Below are 15,630 nucleotides of genomic sequence, written 5' to 3' on the forward strand. Positions count from 1 at the left end.
ACGGACCTACCGCACGTCCCCTTCATCGAGGCCGAGGATCTCCGCTGCCCGCGCGCGCAGGCGCTCTTCGTGCAGGGTCAGCGTGTCGCCCTTGAGTGCGGCGGCAAGCAGCATGCGGGCGAGCAGCACGCGCTCATCCTTCGGCCGTGCGCGGAGCACCGCACCGGCCCGCGCTGCGCCCTTCGCGCCGAAGGGCTGGAGCACCGGCAGGAATGCCTCGAACGTCGGCGCGTCAATGCTGAAGGCGCGCTCGGCCACGCGCTGCAGGGCATCGCGCGCGGACGGCGTCATCTCGCCGTCGTTCAGCACCAGGCGCAGTAATAGCAGGACGTCTCCGGCAAGCTCCGTCGGAGATGCCGGGCGGGGCCCGACGGGGCCTTCGGTCTTGGTCGGCATATCCACGGCCATTATTCGGCATCCCCAGTCCATGCAAGGCGGCAGGCGAGCCCGCCTCGCCGACAGAGGCCCTTGCGTGCGAAAGTCCCTTCTTTCCCTTGCAGAGCAATATTGCCAAATGTTTGACGCCGCCCGGCGCACTGCCCGTTCATGCGGTTTCCGAACGCAGGCCGCCCGACCGAGCGAGGGAAAACAGCGCATCGCAGTCGAGATGGGTTTCCAGGTGATCGGCGATCGCGTCGAGCGCGGCCTCCACCCCGGCGCGGTAGTCCGTGCCGCCGCCGACGACCCCGAACGCCTCGAGGAAGCGGGCGCGAAAGGCGTCGGAACCGAAGAGCCCATGCAGATAGGTGCCGTAGACCTTGCCGTCGGGAGAGGTTGCGCCGTCGGCGCGGCCGTCGATCTCGGCCACCGGGCGCAGGCAATCGGCGCCTTCAGTGCGGCCGAGATGGATTTCGTAGCCGGTGAGCGGCACGTCGTGGTGGAGTGAGCGGGCGTGCACGTTGCGCACGGACTTCTCCGGCTCCATGACGGTTTCCACGTCGAGATGGCCGAGGCCCTCGACCGCTCCCGCGCCGCCCTCCAGCCCGTGCGGATCGCTCACCCGCCGGCCCAGCATCTGGTAGCCGCCGCACAGGCCGACAATGCGGCCGCCGCGCCGCCGGTGGGCGGCAAGATCGCTGTCCCAGCCGTTTTGCCGGAATGCGGCAAGGTCTGCGATCGTCGATTTGGAGCCGGGGATGACGACGAGCCCGGCATCGGCCGGCAGCCGGCTTCCCGGCGGCACGAACACCACCTCCACCTGCGGCTCGGCGCGCAGCGGGTCGAGATCGTCGAAATTGGCGATGCGCGGCAGCATGGGCACGGCCACCTTGAGCGGCTTCGCACTGCCGCCGGCAAGCCGCTCCAGCACCACCGAATCCTCCGACGGCAGCCTCGCCGCCTCGGAAAGCCACGGCACCGTGCCGAAGGAGCGCCAGCCGGTGAAGCGGTCGATCGCCGCGATGCCCTCGTCGAAGAGCGAGACGTCGCCGCGAAACTTGTTGATGATGTAGCCGGCCACCATGCGCCGGTCCTCTTCCGCCAGGATGAGATGCGTGCCGGCTATGGCGGCGATCACGCCGCCGCGGTCGATGTCTCCGACCAGCACCACCGGCACGTTCGCCCTTCTCGCAAAGCCCATATTGGCGATGTCGCGGTCGCGCAGGTTGATCTCGGCCGGCGAGCCGGCACCCTCGACGATGACGAGATCGGCGCCCTCGCCCACATACGCCCAGGAGTCCATGACCGCATCCATCAGCCGGCCCTTGAGCGCCTGGTAGTCGCGCGCGGCCGCCCTGCCGGCCACCCTGCCCTGCACGACGATTTGCGAGCCGATGTCGCTCTGCGGCTTCAGGAGCACCGGGTTCATGTGCACGGTCGGCGGCACACCGCAGGCGAGAGCCTGCAGCCATTGCGCACGGCCGATCTCGCCCTCGCCCGCCTCGCCGGGAATGGCCGCGACGGCGGCGTTGTTGGACATGTTCTGCGGCTTGAAGGGGCGCACCTTCAGGCCGCGATTGCGCGCCGCCCGGCAGAGGCCGGCGACAAGCACCGTCTTGCCGACGTCGGAACCGGTACCCTGCAGCATGATGGCGTGGGCCATGGGCCATCCTCCCGTTGCGCGCGCCCTCCAATGCACTAAACTTCACTGAAAGAAAAGAAAGGCCGGGAGGACACGATGGAGGCCATCGCCGAGAGTGGCAGCGGGCAGTTCACGCTCAACGCCGACCAGCGCGCCATCCGCGAGATGACGCGGAGCTTTGCCGCCGACCACGTGGCCCCTTTCGCGCTCGACTGGGACCGTGAGCGGCATTTTCCCCTGAACGTCATCCGCCAGACGGGGCCGCTCGGCTTCGGCGGCATCTATTGCGCGGAGGATGTCGGCGGCTCCGGCCTCAAGCGGCTCGACGCAGTGCTGATCTTCGAGGCGCTGGCGGCCGCCTGCCCCGGCTTCTCCTCCTTCATCTCCATCCACAACATGGCCGCCTGGATGATCGACACCTTCGGCAGCGAGGTACAGCGCAAGCGCCTTCTGCCGAAGCTCACCTCTATGAAGTGGCTGGCGAGCTACTGCTTGACGGAGCCCGGCTCCGGCTCCGATGCCGCTGCACTCAGGACGAAGGCGGTGAAATCGGGCGGCGACTACGTGCTGAACGGCGCCAAGCAGTTCATCTCCGGTGCCGGCGAGACCGAGCTCTACGTCACCATGGTACGCACCGGCGAGGATGGGCCGAAGGGCGTGTCCGCCCTTGTGGTGCCGGCCGACGCGCCGGGCCTTTCCTTCGGACCTTTGGAAAAGAAGATGGGCTGGCACATGCAGCCCACACGGCAGGTGATCTTCGAGGATTGCAAGGTGCCGGCGGAAAACCTGCTGGCGAACGAGGGCGACGGCTTTCGCATCGCCATGGCCGGGCTTGACGGCGGCAGGCTCAACATCGCTGCCTGCTCGCTGGGCGGTGCCCAGGCCGCGCACGAGAAGGCGCAGGCCTATACGGCCGCGCGCGAGGCCTTCGGCAAGACCATCAACCGCTTCCAGGCGCTGCAGTTCAAGCTGGCGGACATGGAAACGAACCTTTCCGCCGCCCGCGTGCTGCTCTACACCGCCGCCGCCAAGCTGGACGCCAGGGCGCCCGACGCCTCCAAATGGTCGGCCATGGCCAAACGCTTCGTCACAGACACCTGCTTCGACGTCGCCAACGACGCGCTGCAGCTTCACGGCGGCTACGGCTACCTGCACGACTACGGGCTGGAAAAGCTGGTGCGGGACCTGCGCGTGCACCAGATCCTGGAAGGCACGAATGAGATCATGCGCGTGATCATTGCGCGGCATCTGGTGGGGAAGGAATAGAAGATAGTGAATAGTGAATAGTGAATAGTGAATAGTGAATAGAAAGTATAATAGGGTTTTTGATTATCAATAACAATTCTAAAATTTCTACTCGCTACTCGCTACTCACTATTCACTATTCACTACTCACTACTCACTAATCCACCATTCCCCACCCGCGGAGGAGCATCCACATGACCACCATCGCATTCATCGGCCTTGGCAACATGGGCAACCCCATGGCCGCGAACCTCGTCAAGGCCGGGCACAAGGTGCGCGGCTTCGACCTTGTGGCGGAGAACCTGGAGAAGGCCGCCGGGAACGGCGTCGACGTGGCGGCGAGTGCGGCGGAGACACTGGAAGGGGCGGAGGTCGCCATCACCATGCTGCCGGCCGGCAAGCATGTGCTGTCGGTCTATGAGGACATCGCGCCGAAGGCGGCGAAGGGCATGCTGTTCATCGATTCTTCGACCATCGATGTCGAATCGGCGCGCAAGGCGCATGCCATCGCCGGCGAGCGCGGGCTCTTGTCCATCGATGCGCCGGTCTCCGGCGGTGTCGGCGGTGCGCAGGCGGGCACACTCACCTTCATGGCCGGCGGCGGCGAGGCTGCCTTCGCCAAGGCCGAGCCTATACTCCAGCCGATGGCCGGCCGCATCGTCCATTGCGGCGAGGCGGGCGCCGGACAGGCGGCGAAGATTTGCAACAACATGATCCTCGGCATTTCGATGATCGGCGTCGGCGAGGCCTTCGTGCTGGCGGAGAAGCTGGGCCTGTCGCACCAGGCGCTGTTCGACGTCGCCTCCACCGCTTCCGGCCAATGCTGGTCGCTCACTTCCTACTGCCCGGTGCCCGGCCCCGTGCCGGCCTCGCCCGCCAACCGCGACTACCAGCCGGGCTTTGCGGCAAGCCTGATGCTGAAGGACCTGCGCCTTGCCCAGGAAGCCGCCCAAGCCTCGGGCGCGGCGACGCCGCTGGGCGCGGAGGCGGCACAGCTTTATGCCCTGTTCGAGGCCATGGGCAACGGCGGCAAGGATTTTTCCGGCATCATAAACTTCCTGCGCGGAAACCGGGATGAGCGGAAACCGCGTCAAAAAATGCCACGTTAAGGATTGCGCAAGCACTTGCTAACCTCCCGGTAACGATGTCGGTCTAGAACAAAGGAAGGCGGACATCACAGGCACCGCCCCGGCTCCGGAAAGGGTCTCGCGTACCGGAGCGGACCGCCTTCGCAAGCGTAACTGTACCCGTGAGGGCGCCTGTCGAGTTACATAAAACCGCGTTTCTCCAGTCGGAGGGCGCGGTTTTTTGCTGTTCGCGGCAGTGCCCACGTCTTGTCGGAATACGTCATTCAGATGTCGCTTCTCTTGCGCTTTCGGTCGCCGTTTCGTTGTCGGTGCTCCATGCGAGGCGTCATGATGCCGGCCAGCGCAACGCACAGCGAGGCATCCCATGACCATCCCGGACACAGCCGCCGAGGCACACCCGGAGGGCGGCCGCACGCGGCGTGGCGGCCGTGCGGCAAAGCGGGACAGCATGGCCGACGCCTTCGACCAGCCTCCCTTCCGCCAGCTGACCGTTCCCTTCCCGCCGACGGGTCTCCTGTCCGAGGACGAGCTGGAATCGATCCACCTCGCCTCGCTTAAGGTGTTGAAGGAAATCGGCATCGAGGTGCTGCACGACGAGGCGCGCGCCATCATGCGCCGCCATGGCGCCGATGTGCGCGAGGATACGCACCGGGTGCATTTCGACAGCGACATGGTGCTGGAGTTCATCGCCCATTGCCCGTCCGAGTTTACCGTCCATGCGCGCAATCCGGCGCACGACCTGCGCATGGGCGGCAACAACATCATATTCGCGCAGATCGGCTCCGCGCCCAACTGCTCCGACACGGATAGCGGGCGGCGGCCGGGGAACCAGGCCGACTTCCGCAATTTCGTGAAGCTCGCCCAGATGCACAACATCGTCCACTGCCTGGGCGGCTACCCGGTGGAGCCGATCGACATCCACGCCGGCATCAGGCATCTGGAATGCCTGCGCGACATCACCACGCTGACCGACAAGACCTTTCACATCTATTCGCTGGGCAGGGAGCGCAACCAGGACGGCATCGAGATCGCCCGCATCGCCCGCGGCGTGAGTGCCGAGCAGCTTCGCGACGAGCCCTCCTGCTTCACCGTCATCAACACCAACTCGCCGCTGAAGCTCGACATCCCGATGCTGGAGGGCGTCATCCAGATGGCGACCCACGGCCAGGTGGTCATCGTCACGCCATTCACGCTGGCGGGCGCCATGGCGCCCATCACCGTCGCCGGGGCCCTGGTGCAACAGAACGCCGAGGCGCTCGCCGCCCTCGCCTTTTCGCAGATGGTGAGGAAGGGCGCGCCCGTCGGCTATGGCGGCTTCACCTCCAATGTCGACATGCGCTCCGGCGCGCCTGCCTTCGGCACGCCCGAATCCATGAAAGCGCAGCTTATCGGCGGCCAGCTCGCCCGCCGTTACGGCATCCCCTACCGCAGCTCCAATGTCTGCGCGGCCAATACGGTCGACGCGCAGGCGGCCTACGAGAGCGTCTTTTCGCTGTGGGGCTGCATCCACGGCGGTGCCAACCTCGTCAAGCACGCGGCCGGCTGGCTAGAGGGCGGGCTGTGCTGCTCCTACGAAAAAATGATGCTCGACTTCGACCTCCTGCAGATGGTGGCGGAGTTCCTCACCCCGCTCGACCTGTCGGAGGATGCGCTTGGCGTGGAGGCCATCCGCGAGGTAGGCCCGGGCGGCCATTTCTTCGGCTCCCCACACACCCAGGCGCGCTACAAGACCGCCTTCTACTCACCGATCATCTCCGACTGGCGCAACTACGAGACCTGGGCGCAGGCCGGTAGCCCGACGGCCATCGAGCATGCCAACCGGCTGTGGAAGGAGCGGCTGGCCACCTACGAGGCGCCACCGATGGACGAGGCGATCCGCGAGGAGCTGGACGCGTTCGTGGAGCGACGAATCCGCGAGGGCGGGGCGCCGACGGATTTTTAGTGGAACCCATGGAAAGCGAAGCGCCCCTTCAAGCTCTTGAATCACTTCCCGCATATACGGAAATAACCCCATGAAATCCCATGCAAAAGCAGTTGTCATCGGCGGCGGCGTGGTGGGCTGCTCGGTGCTTTACCACCTCGCCCGCGCCGGCTGGGCGGATGTGCTTCTGATCGAGCGCTCGGAGCTGACATCCGGCTCGTCCTGGCATGCGGCCGGCGGCTTCCATACGTTGAACGGCGATCCGAACGTGGCGAAGCTGCAGGCTTACACCGTACAGCTCTATCGCGAGATCGAGGAACTCTCCGGCCAGTCCTGCGGGCTGCACCTGACGGGCGGCGTGATGATGGCCGATAGCCCGGAGCGCATGGATTTCCTGCGCCTGGCACACGCCAAGGGGCGGTATCTGGGCATGGAGACGGAGCTGATCACCCCGTCGGAAGCCAAGGCCATGTTCCCGCTCATGGACGAGACCAACTTCGTCGGCGCCATGTGGGACCCGGTGGAGGGCCATCTCGACCCCTCCGGCACCACCCACGCCTATGCGCGCGCAGCGCGCAAGCTGGGGGCGGAGATCGAATTGAGGAACCGGGTGGTGGAGCTGACGCAGGAGGCTGACGGCACCTGGAACGTGGTCACCGAGAAAGGCACGGTGAAGGCCGAGCACGTGGTCAATTGCGGGGGCTTATGGGCGCGCGAGGTGGGGCGCATGGTCGGGCTGGAACTGCCGCTGCTCGCCATGGAGCACATGTATCTGTTGACCGAGCCGATGCCGGAGGTTGAAGAATTCAACCGCGCCACGGGGCGCGAGATGGTCGGCGTCATCGACTTCAAGGGCGAGATCTACACGCGGCAGGAGCGGAACGGCATCCTGCTCGGCACCTATGAGAAGGCCGCCAAGCCCTGGTCGGAACATGAGACGCCGTGGGACTTCGGCCACGAGCTTTTACAGCCGGACATCGACCGCATCTCTCCCTCGCTGGAGGTCGGCTTCCGCCATTTCCCGGCGCTTGAGAACGCCGGCATCAAGCAGGTTATCAACGGCCCCTTCACCTTTGCGCCGGACGGCAACCCGCTGGTTGGGCCGGTGCAGGGACTGACGAATTTCTGGTGTGCCTGCGCCGTCATGGCCGGCTTCTCCCAAGGCGGCGGCGTGGGGCTGGCGCTTTCCAACTGGATGGTGAACGGCGATCCGGGCTTCGACGTCTGGGGCATGGATGTCGCCCGTTTCGGCGAGTGGGCAACGCTGCGCTACACCAACGCCAAGGTGCGCGAGAACTATTCGCGGCGCTTCTCCATCCGCTTCCCCAACGAGGAGCTGCCGGCCGCGCGGCCGGCACAGACGACGCCGCTCTACGACGTGATGGTGCGCGACAACAACGCCGTGATGGGCGATTCGTGGGGCCTGGAGACGCCGCTCTGGTTCGCGCCGAAAGGCACGGAGCCGAAGGATATCGTCTCCTTCCACCGCTCCAACGATTTCGAGCATGTGGGGGGCGAGGTGCGCGCGGTGAGGAACGGCGTCGGCGTCACCGAGATCGCCAATTTCGCCAAATACGCGGTCTCGGGGCCGGGTGCGGCCGCCTTCCTCGACCGGCTGATGACCAACCGCATGCCGAAGACGGGCCGCATCGTACTGTCGCCGATGCTCAACGAGTTCGGCAAGCTGATCGGCGATTTCACCATCGCGCGGGCCGGCGAGGAGCGCTTCATGGTGTGGGGCTCGTCGGCCGCGCAGGTCTACCACATGCGCTGGTTCGAGAAGCACCTGCCGAAGGATGGCCCAAGGGACAGCGAAGTGAGGATCCACCGCTTCGACCAGACGCTGGTGGGGCTGTCCATCGCCGGGCCGAAATCGCGGGAGGTGCTGGAAAAGCTTGTCGACACGGATGTCTCGAGGGGCGCCTTCCGTTTCATGGACTTCCGCGAGATGGCGGTGGCCGGCGCGCCCTCTATGGTCAATCGCCTCACCTATACCGGCGACCTCGGCTACGAGATATGGATGCCGCCAGCCTACCAGCGGCGTGTTTATGAAGGCATCAAAGAGGCAGGCGCCGAGTTCGGCATTGTAGATTTCGGCATGCGGGCGCTTCTGTCCATGCGGCTTGAGAAGAATTTCCCCACCTGGTTCCGCGAGCTACGCCCCATCTATGGGCCCTTCGAAGGGGCGATGGAGCGCTTCGTCAAGCTGGAGAAGAACGATTTCATCGGCTACGAGGCGGCGGCAAGGGAGAAGGCAAAGGGGCCGAGGCTGCGCCGTGTCTCCTTCATCGTCGAGGCGCTGGATGCCGACGTGATGGGTGATGAGCCGATCTGGGCGAAGGTGGGCAAGAAGGATTTTGGCACTGTGGAGAAGCCGCACGGCTTCGGAGCGCCGCGCTTTACGGCCGGCGGCGCGGCCGTGCAAAGAAGCGAGGGTGGCGGCGCGAGCCGCGAGGACCCGGCGCACATCCGCGGCATCGCAGACGGCGAATGGCGCGTCGTCGGGTGGGTGACGTCCGGCGGCTATGCGCACTTCGTGGAAAAATCCATGGCTCAGGGCTATCTGCCGGCGGAACTGGCGGAAGACGAGAGCGAGGGCCTGTTCGAGATCGAGATCCTCGGCCAGCGCCGCCCGGCCCGCATCAATCTTCTGCCGCCGTTCGATCCGGAAGGGGAGCGGATGCGGGGGTAGGTCCCCCTTCAAGCGGGGGTGCGGAGACCGAGCGCGCGCTGGAAAACTGCCAGATGCTCCCGTGCGGTCGCTCTGCTCGTAATGAACGGCAAACCCTTCCGCCGCGCCGTCCAGCCGGCGACCACAAGGCCGGCGGATGCTGGCCTGAAGCGCCGGATGAGCGTCAGGGTCCGGCAGTCGACGGCGCAGGCGTCCGCCCTGCCCTCGGCCACCGCCAATGCCGAGGCACCGTGAGAACCCGTCGCAATTCTCTCCGCAAACAGGGAAAAGCCCTCGCCCATCGCCTCCAGATCGCGCCGCAGGGCGATGAAACCGGACATGGAGTTGGGCTCGTTATAGGCAAAGCGCTTGCCGCGCAGCGTCTCGAGTGGGATGGAGGCGCGTCCGCCGGCGGGCGCGGCGATGGCCGGCGCATCGCCGCGCCGCATCAGGATGGCGCTCGAATAGAGCGCCCCTTCCCCGCCCTCATAGGCCGAATAGTCCGGCTGGCCGACCACCTGCACATGGGCTTCAAGCCCGGCCTCCATCGGTCCCCAGCAGGTTTGCGCCAGGAGGAGACGTGGATGCCGCCACAATGTCGCAAGATCGAGCTCCTCCGGGGCCAGCCTCGCCGGGTCCGGCGCGATCCGCCGGCCCACGGCGTCCCGTATGCCGCCCGTAACCGCCGGCAGGTCGGCGTTGCGGCGGGCGAGCCGGAGAGGTGCGGCGATGCCTTCCGTCCGCAGGGCATCGCAAAGCCGCGCCCATTCGGTATCGGTCTCAGCCCGCATCTCGGGCCAGTCGTACATCGGCAGGGCGGCAACGAGACTGCTCATGATGTGCCTTATCGGCCGTCGGCGCCGGATAAGGCAAGGCCGGCACCTATTCGTTCGCCGGCCTTGCCGGCACAGGCACGGTGCCCGCCTCTGTCAGCGAATGGCTGCGGGCGCGCGGGCGGAAGGCGCGCGGTGCATGCGGCTCGCGCTGCAGGGCCGGGTGCGGCACGGGCTCCTTGGCGCGGAAGGCGAAGTCCCTCAGAAGCGCGAGATAGTTCGGATAGGCGTAGCCGCCGTTCATGGCCAGCCACTCCGCGCGCCTTTCCCGGTAGAGCGCGGGCAGCCGGTACCACGGAACGGTGGGCCGCTTGTGATGCACGAGATGCAGGTTGTTGTTGAGGAAGAGGAGTGACAGCGGCGAGCGCTCGACGATGATGGTGCGCCCATCCGGCCGCTCCGACCACTGGTGCTCGGCGAAGGTGCGCACGGAGATGAGCGACTGGCCAAGCCACGCCGGCACCAGGACGTAGAGCCATAACGGCATGCCGAAGCCTTGGGACACGATCGGCAGGACGATGGCAAGGCCCACGGCGTGCAGCGCCCAAGCCGTGCGCACGCCCCGGTCGCCCGCCGCGATCAGCTTCGCGTCCGAGGCGAAGAAGGCGGCGTTCATGATGAGCGGACCGAGGACGAAGCGGCCGATCATCGTGTTGTTGATCTTGAGGATGAGCTTGATCGCCTCCGGCAGTTCCTCGTACCGCCATAGCGCCCGGTAATAGCTCTCCGGATCCTCGAACGGGTCGGTGAGCCGCTCGTCGGCGTGGTGGCGCAGGTGCAATGCCTTGAAGCGGCGATAGGGATAGACGAGGCCGATGGGCAGGCCCACCAGCGCCTCGTTGACAGCCGAGTTGCGTGTCGGGTGGCCGTGCAGGCACTCGTGCATGAGCGAGGATTGCAGGGCGATCGTCACGGTAAGCGCGGCAAGCGCCGTCAGCGGCCAGTCGGGCCACAAGAAGATGCCGGCCGCTCCCCAGGCGGCATAGCAAAGCAGAATCAAGGCAATAGTCGGCCATTCAATCGCCGGAGGGCCGCGCCGGCTCTTGGTCTTGGGTTTCATTGCTGTCCTGGTCTGCGGTGCCAAACCCCATGCCCGGCGCCGCGTCCGATTCCTGACAGATAGATGTCAGGAGAGACTGGAAGCCGCAATGCGAGAATGCGCACAAAGCGATGCTTATCGGAAGCATCTACCCCAATTGTTGACTTAAGTGAACAAATGCGGAAGATTTACCAGATTCCGCCATCGAATCCGGCAGGAGCCCAATGGAAAAGATCATCGACAAGCGCGACCTGTCCGGAACATTCCGCGAGCGGCTGAAAGTGCTCATGTCGCGCTCGGGCCTCAACCAATCCGCCTTCGCTGCTGCCGTCGGCATCGACCGCTCGGCGCTGTCGCAGCTTCTCGCCGGCAGCTCCACGCGCCTGCCGCGCGCCGAGACGCTGATGAACATCGCCGCCCGGCATCAGGTATCGCTCGACTGGCTTCTGGGCCTCAGCCAGGACGAGGGGATTACCGGTGAATTGCGCGAGAACATGGAGATCGCGCAAGCCGAGGGCGGCTTCGACAGCACGCTTCTGGCCAAATGGCACGCCGAGGCGGTGGGCACCAAGATCCGCTACGTACCGTCGGGCATCCCCGACCTTCTGAGAAGCGAGGAGGTGATCTATTTCGAGGCCGATGCCGCCAAGACAAGCCGTGAGGCCCAGCGCGACGAGGCGCAGTACCGGGTGGACTACAACCGGCGGCCGGAGACCGACATGGAGGTGTGCATGCCGCGCCAGACGCTGGAGCTTTTCGCCAGCGGCCTTGGCCGATGGCACGGCTTGCCGCGGGACGTGCGCGCCGCGCAGCTTGCGCATATGGCAACCCTGATCGACGATCTCTACCCGACCTTCCGCCTGTTCCTCTTCGACTGGCGCGAGCGCTTCTCCGCCCCCTACACGATCTTCGGGCCCTATCGCGCCGCGATCTACATGGGCGGCATGTATCTGGTTCTGAACGCCCGCCAGACCATCACCACGCTGACGCGCCACTTCGACGGCCTCATCCGCATCGCCGAGGTGAACGCGCATGAAACGGCGGCGTTTGTGCGAAGCCTGAAGCCGGACTGACGGGAGCCTCGCAATGCTGAACCGGCATGCCTGAGGCCGGGATGATGTCTCCCGCTTGCGGGTGCGGCGGCAACTTTTCTCCACGCATCCGCTCAGCCTCCATTGACCCCATATAAAGACTTCTTTATATCCTTATTCAATCTCCTAAACGTGCTGAGCGCAGTTATAGAAGGCGCCCCCAATGCAAAACCCCATCGATGCGCTGATTGCCGAAAAGGGCGTGCTGCTCGCCGACGGCGCGACAGGCACCAATCTCTTCGATATGGGGCTGGAATCGGGCGAAGCGCCGGAGCTTTGGAACGAGTCCGCGCCTGAGAAGGTGGAGGCCCTGCACCAGGGCTTCGTCGATGCCGGCGCCGACATCATCCTCACCAATTCCTTCGGCGGTACCCGCCACCGGCTGAAGCTGCACCACGCCCAGGACCGGGTGTTCGAATTGAACAGGCGGGCGGCCGAGATCGCCTGCCGGGTGGCCGCAAAAGCCGGGCGGCGCGTCATCGTCGCCGGCTCCGTCGGCCCCACGGGCGAGCTTCTGGTGCCGCTCGGCGCGCTCACTTACGAGGAGGCGGTCGAAGCCTTCGCCGAGCAGATCGAAGGGCTGAAGGCGGGCGGCGCCGAGGTGGCCTGGATCGAGACCATGTCGGCGCCGGACGAGATCCGCGCCGCGGCGGAAGCTGCCATCCGCGCCGGCCTGCCCTACACCTATACCGGCTCCTTCGACACAGCCGGACGCACCATGATGGGTCTGGCCCCGAAGGACATCCACGGTGTGGCCGAGGTGCTACCGGTAAAACCGGTTGCCGTCGGCGCTAATTGCGGCGTCGGCGCACCGGACATCCTCGCCGCCCTCCTCGACATGTCGGAGGCGCGGCCCGACAGCACCATCGTGATCAAGGGCAATTGCGGCATTCCCGAATTCCGCGGCACGGATATCCACTATTCCGGCACGCCGGAGCTGATGGCCGACTATGTACGGCTGGCGGTCGACGGCGGCGCCAAGATCGTCGGCGGCTGCTGCGGCACCTCTTTCCAGCACCTGGCGGCCATGCGCAAGGCGCTCGACGAACACAAGAAGGCCGCCGTCCGCCCCACCATCGCCGACATCGAGGCGCGCGTCGGCCCGATGCGCAACAAGGGCGCCGCCCAGAGCGGCGCAGGAAGCGCTCCCGCCGGCCGGCGGGAACGGCGGCGGGCGCGGAGCTGAGCGGCGGGCCCACGGAACATCGCCGCGCCACCAGCGGTCGACATAGGCCGCCGCTACTTACAGGTCGTTCAACTCGTCGCGCGCCTTCTTCAATATCTCGAGCGCCTTCTTCGCCTGTTCCGTGCTCATCTCGCCGCTGCGCACCTTACCGAAGAGCGTATGGCGTAGAGACCTGAAGGCTTCGCCGAGCGCGATGCCCTGCATGTCGGTCGAGACTTCGTCGAGCTGCGCATTGATGCGCTCAAGCTCGTCGTTGTGTTCCTTCAGGAAGGCACGGCCCTGCTTCGTGATCGTGAAGAGGCGCTTGTTTCCCTCCGTCTTGGAAGAAACGAGGTCGGCCTCCTCCAGCATCTGAAGCATCGGATAGATCGCCCCGGGGCTCGGGCTGTAGGCGCCCTGGAAGCGGGCTTCCAGCGCCTTGATGATGTCGTAGCCATGGCGCGGCTCTTCCGCGATCAGGCCAAGGACGACGAGGCGCAAGGCGCCCGAATCGAACACCCGCCTGCCGCCTCCGCCGAACGGTCCGCCGCGATGGCGGCCGAACGAACCGCCCCTGCCGCCCTTGAAGCCGCCGTGATGGCCGCGCGATGCCGCAAGAGCCCAGGCGTCCCGGCATCGACGGTGTCGGTGTCCATGCATACCGTGCATGAGATTTCTCCTAAGTTATGCCTAACATGCGCTATATCTAGCAAACGATATATCTTTTGCAAGAGGCATCTCTGAGAAAATTTCGGGGAAGATGGACCCAATTTTCCGCCCGCAATTACGACGAATATCGACAGCCCTTAGCTTTTAACCGCTGGTGGCGCGTCGATGTTCAGGCATGGATCCTCGGGTCAAGCCCGAGGATGACGAAGGTTGAGAGGTGCGCGACAAAACGCCGACGTTGGCAACTGGTGGAAACACTCCCACCGTCGTCATCCTCGGGCTTGACCCGAGGATCCATGCCTGAACCGCTCCAAGAGGCACCCAGGCAGGTCCAACTGACCTCTTTGTCAGGAAAGCCGCGTTCTCATGTAAACGCGTCCGGCATCGATTCCTTGCGCCTGGCGATGAAGTCCTGAAGAGCCTCGTCGATGCCTTCGTCCAGCGGCGGCGCCTGGTAGGATTCCAGCCAGCTTCTGGCGAGCTGGTTGGCGCGCTGGGCCGCCGTCTTCTCGCCCTCCGCCGCCCATTGTTCGTAGGAATTGTTGTCGGCGATGGACGAGCGGTAGAAGGCGGTCTGGAAGTTGGCCTGGGTGTGGGCGCAGCCGAGATAGTGACTGCCGGGGCCCACCTCGCGGATGGCGTCCATCGCCTGGCCGTTCTCCGACAGGTCGATCGGCTCGCACAGGCGCTGCTGCATGCCGAGCTGGTCTATGTCCATCATGAATTTCTCGTAGGACGAGACGAGCCCGCCCTCCAGCCAGCCAGCCGCGTGCAGCACGAAGTTCGTGCCCGCAAGGATGGTCGAATTCAGCGTGTTGGCGCTCTCGTAGGCGGCTTGCGCGTCCGCCACCTTGGAGGCCGTCAGCGAGCCGCCGGTGCGGAACGGAAGCCCAAGCCGGCGGGCGAGCTGGGCCGCGCCGTAGGACACCAGCGAGGGTTCGGGCGTGCCGAAGGTGGGGGCGCCGGACTGCATGGAGATCGAGGAGGCGAAGGTGCCGAACAGCACCGGCGCGCCCGGCCGCACGAGCTGCGTGAAGGCGGCGCCCGCCATGACCTCGGCAAGGACCTGGGTCAGCGTGCCGACCACCGTCACCGGGCTCATGGCGCCGGCCAGGATGAAGGGCGTGACGATGCAGGCCTGGTTGGCGCGGGCATAGGCCTTGGCCGCGCCCAGCATGGTCTCGTCGAAGACCATGGGCGAATTGGCGTTGATGAGGTTGATGACGACCGTATTGTTCTCGACGAAATCCTCGCCGAACAGGATCCTCGCCATCGCCACCGTGTCCTCGGCGCGGTCGGGCGCCGTGACCGAGCCCATGAAGGGCTTGTCGGAAAAGCGCATGTGCGCGTAGACCATGTCGAGGTGACGCTTGTTGACCGGCACGTCCACCGGCTCGCACACCGTGCCGCCCGAATGGTGGATGGACGGCGCCATATAGGCGAGCTTCACCAGATTGCGGAAATCTTCCAGCGTGGCGTAGCGGCGGGTGCCGTCGAGGTCGCGCACGAAGGGCGGGCCGTAGACCGGGGCAAAGACCGTGGTGTCGCCGCCGATCTCGACCGAGCGCTCGGGGTTGCGGGCGTGCTGCGTGAAGGAGGCGGGCGCTGTCTTCAGGAGTTCGCGGCAAAGCCCCTTGGGGAAGTGGATACGGTCGCCCCGCACGTCGGCGCCGGCTTCTTTCCACAAGGCGAGCGCCTCCGCGTCGTCGCGGAATTCGATGCCGATCTCCTCCAGCACCGTATCGGTGTTGGCTTCGATGAGGGCCAGCGCCTCCTCGTCCAGCACCTCGTATGGCGGCCGGACGCGCCGGATATAGGTGAGCTGCTGGCCGGGGCCGCCGCCACTGCGCGCCGCGCGCCTGGCCGCCGCGCCGCCGCGCTCCCCGCG

General features: G+C 65.9%; 12 protein-coding genes. 6 read left to right on the forward strand and 6 right to left on the reverse strand.

All coding sequences use genetic code 11. The features are described from left to right. Positions 1 to 6: 6 nt before the first annotated feature. Together GPJ75_RS26395 and GPJ75_RS26400 are read right to left on the reverse strand one after the other, a co-directional pair. Positions 7 to 408, reverse strand: a complete 402-nt coding sequence (locus GPJ75_RS26395; RefSeq protein WP_163273035.1) for a hypothetical protein — start codon at positions 406 to 408, stop codon at positions 7 to 9. Between the two features lie 136 nt (positions 409 to 544). Further along, a complete protein-coding gene (locus GPJ75_RS26400; protein ID WP_163273036.1) occupies positions 545 to 2,041 on the reverse strand; it encodes a cobyric acid synthase in 1,497 nt (498 codons plus the stop codon). A gap of 75 nt (positions 2,042 to 2,116) precedes the next feature. Between GPJ75_RS26400 and GPJ75_RS26405 the strand changes: the two genes are divergently transcribed. From GPJ75_RS26405 to GPJ75_RS26420, 4 genes are all read left to right on the forward strand, one after another. Beyond that, positions 2,117 to 3,286 carry an isobutyryl-CoA dehydrogenase gene (locus GPJ75_RS26405; RefSeq protein WP_163273037.1) on the forward strand — a complete coding sequence of 390 codons (1,170 nt, stop codon included), beginning with the start codon at positions 2,117 to 2,119 and terminating at the stop codon, positions 3,284 to 3,286. Between the two features lie 173 nt (positions 3,287 to 3,459). Then, positions 3,460 to 4,374, forward strand: a complete 915-nt coding sequence (gene mmsB, locus GPJ75_RS26410) for a 3-hydroxyisobutyrate dehydrogenase (protein WP_163273038.1) — start codon at positions 3,460 to 3,462, stop codon at positions 4,372 to 4,374. Positions 4,375 to 4,717: 343 nt separating this feature from the next. Then, positions 4,718 to 6,295, forward strand: coding sequence for a trimethylamine methyltransferase family protein (locus GPJ75_RS26415; RefSeq protein ID WP_163273039.1), 1,578 nt, complete (start codon positions 4,718 to 4,720; stop codon positions 6,293 to 6,295). 70 nt (positions 6,296 to 6,365) lie between these two features. Next, positions 6,366 to 8,966, forward strand: coding sequence for a GcvT family protein (locus tag GPJ75_RS26420; protein WP_163273041.1), 2,601 nt, complete (start codon positions 6,366 to 6,368; stop codon positions 8,964 to 8,966). Between the two features lie 8 nt (positions 8,967 to 8,974). On the opposite strand, the gene GPJ75_RS26425 is transcribed toward GPJ75_RS26420, so the two are convergent. Both GPJ75_RS26425 and GPJ75_RS26430 read right to left on the reverse strand, forming a co-directional pair. Then, positions 8,975 to 9,781, reverse strand: coding sequence for a phosphate/phosphite/phosphonate ABC transporter substrate-binding protein (locus GPJ75_RS26425; protein ID WP_163273043.1), 807 nt, complete (start codon positions 9,779 to 9,781; stop codon positions 8,975 to 8,977). A 46-nt stretch (positions 9,782 to 9,827) separates the two neighbouring features. Further along, complete coding sequence (locus tag GPJ75_RS26430; RefSeq protein WP_163273045.1) at positions 9,828 to 10,838, reverse strand: fatty acid desaturase; 1,011 nt, start codon at positions 10,836 to 10,838, stop codon at positions 9,828 to 9,830. Positions 10,839 to 11,041: 203 nt separating this feature from the next. Between GPJ75_RS26430 and GPJ75_RS26435 the strand changes: the two genes are divergently transcribed. Next, complete coding sequence (locus GPJ75_RS26435; protein ID WP_163273047.1) at positions 11,042 to 11,890, forward strand: helix-turn-helix domain-containing protein; 849 nt, start codon at positions 11,042 to 11,044, stop codon at positions 11,888 to 11,890. 181 nt (positions 11,891 to 12,071) lie between these two features. Next, positions 12,072 to 13,094 carry a betaine--homocysteine S-methyltransferase gene (bmt, locus tag GPJ75_RS26440; RefSeq protein ID WP_163273049.1) on the forward strand — a complete coding sequence of 341 codons (1,023 nt, stop codon included), beginning with the start codon at positions 12,072 to 12,074 and terminating at the stop codon, positions 13,092 to 13,094. A gap of 57 nt (positions 13,095 to 13,151) precedes the next feature. Here the strand turns inward: bmt and GPJ75_RS26445 are convergent, their stop codons facing one another. After that, complete coding sequence (locus GPJ75_RS26445; RefSeq protein ID WP_246249310.1) at positions 13,152 to 13,742, reverse strand: PadR family transcriptional regulator; 591 nt, start codon at positions 13,740 to 13,742, stop codon at positions 13,152 to 13,154. 364 nt (positions 13,743 to 14,106) lie between these two features. Beyond that, positions 14,107 to 15,630 (reverse strand): trimethylamine methyltransferase family protein (locus tag GPJ75_RS26450; RefSeq protein WP_163273051.1); only part of this gene is annotated, 1,524 nt, incomplete at its 5' end.

The sequence above is a fragment of the Chelativorans alearensis genome (genome assembly GCF_010993735.1).
In the GTDB taxonomy this organism is placed as follows: domain Bacteria; phylum Pseudomonadota; class Alphaproteobacteria; order Rhizobiales; family Rhizobiaceae; genus Chelativorans; species Chelativorans alearense.

What these genes read in the sequence shown, in the direction of transcription:
- GPJ75_RS26395 (WP_163273035.1), bottom strand. Translation starts at nt 408, where the DNA reads ATGGCCGTGGATATGCCGACCAAGACCGAAGGCCCCGTCGGGCCCCGC.
- GPJ75_RS26400 (WP_163273036.1), bottom strand. Translation starts at nt 2,041, where the DNA reads ATGGCCCACGCCATCATGCTGCAGGGTACCGGTTCCGACGTCGGCAAG.
- GPJ75_RS26405 (WP_163273037.1), top strand. Translation starts at nt 2,117, where the DNA reads ATGGAGGCCATCGCCGAGAGTGGCAGCGGGCAGTTCACGCTCAACGCC.
- mmsB (WP_163273038.1), top strand. Translation starts at nt 3,460, where the DNA reads ATGACCACCATCGCATTCATCGGCCTTGGCAACATGGGCAACCCCATG.
- GPJ75_RS26415 (WP_163273039.1), top strand. Translation starts at nt 4,718, where the DNA reads ATGACCATCCCGGACACAGCCGCCGAGGCACACCCGGAGGGCGGCCGC.
- GPJ75_RS26420 (WP_163273041.1), top strand. Translation starts at nt 6,366, where the DNA reads ATGAAATCCCATGCAAAAGCAGTTGTCATCGGCGGCGGCGTGGTGGGC.
- GPJ75_RS26425 (WP_163273043.1), bottom strand. Translation starts at nt 9,781, where the DNA reads ATGAGCAGTCTCGTTGCCGCCCTGCCGATGTACGACTGGCCCGAGATG.
- GPJ75_RS26430 (WP_163273045.1), bottom strand. Translation starts at nt 10,838, where the DNA reads ATGAAACCCAAGACCAAGAGCCGGCGCGGCCCTCCGGCGATTGAATGG.
- GPJ75_RS26435 (WP_163273047.1), top strand. Translation starts at nt 11,042, where the DNA reads ATGGAAAAGATCATCGACAAGCGCGACCTGTCCGGAACATTCCGCGAG.
- bmt (WP_163273049.1), top strand. Translation starts at nt 12,072, where the DNA reads ATGCAAAACCCCATCGATGCGCTGATTGCCGAAAAGGGCGTGCTGCTC.
- GPJ75_RS26445 (WP_246249310.1), bottom strand. Translation starts at nt 13,742, where the DNA reads ATGCACGGTATGCATGGACACCGACACCGTCGATGCCGGGACGCCTGG.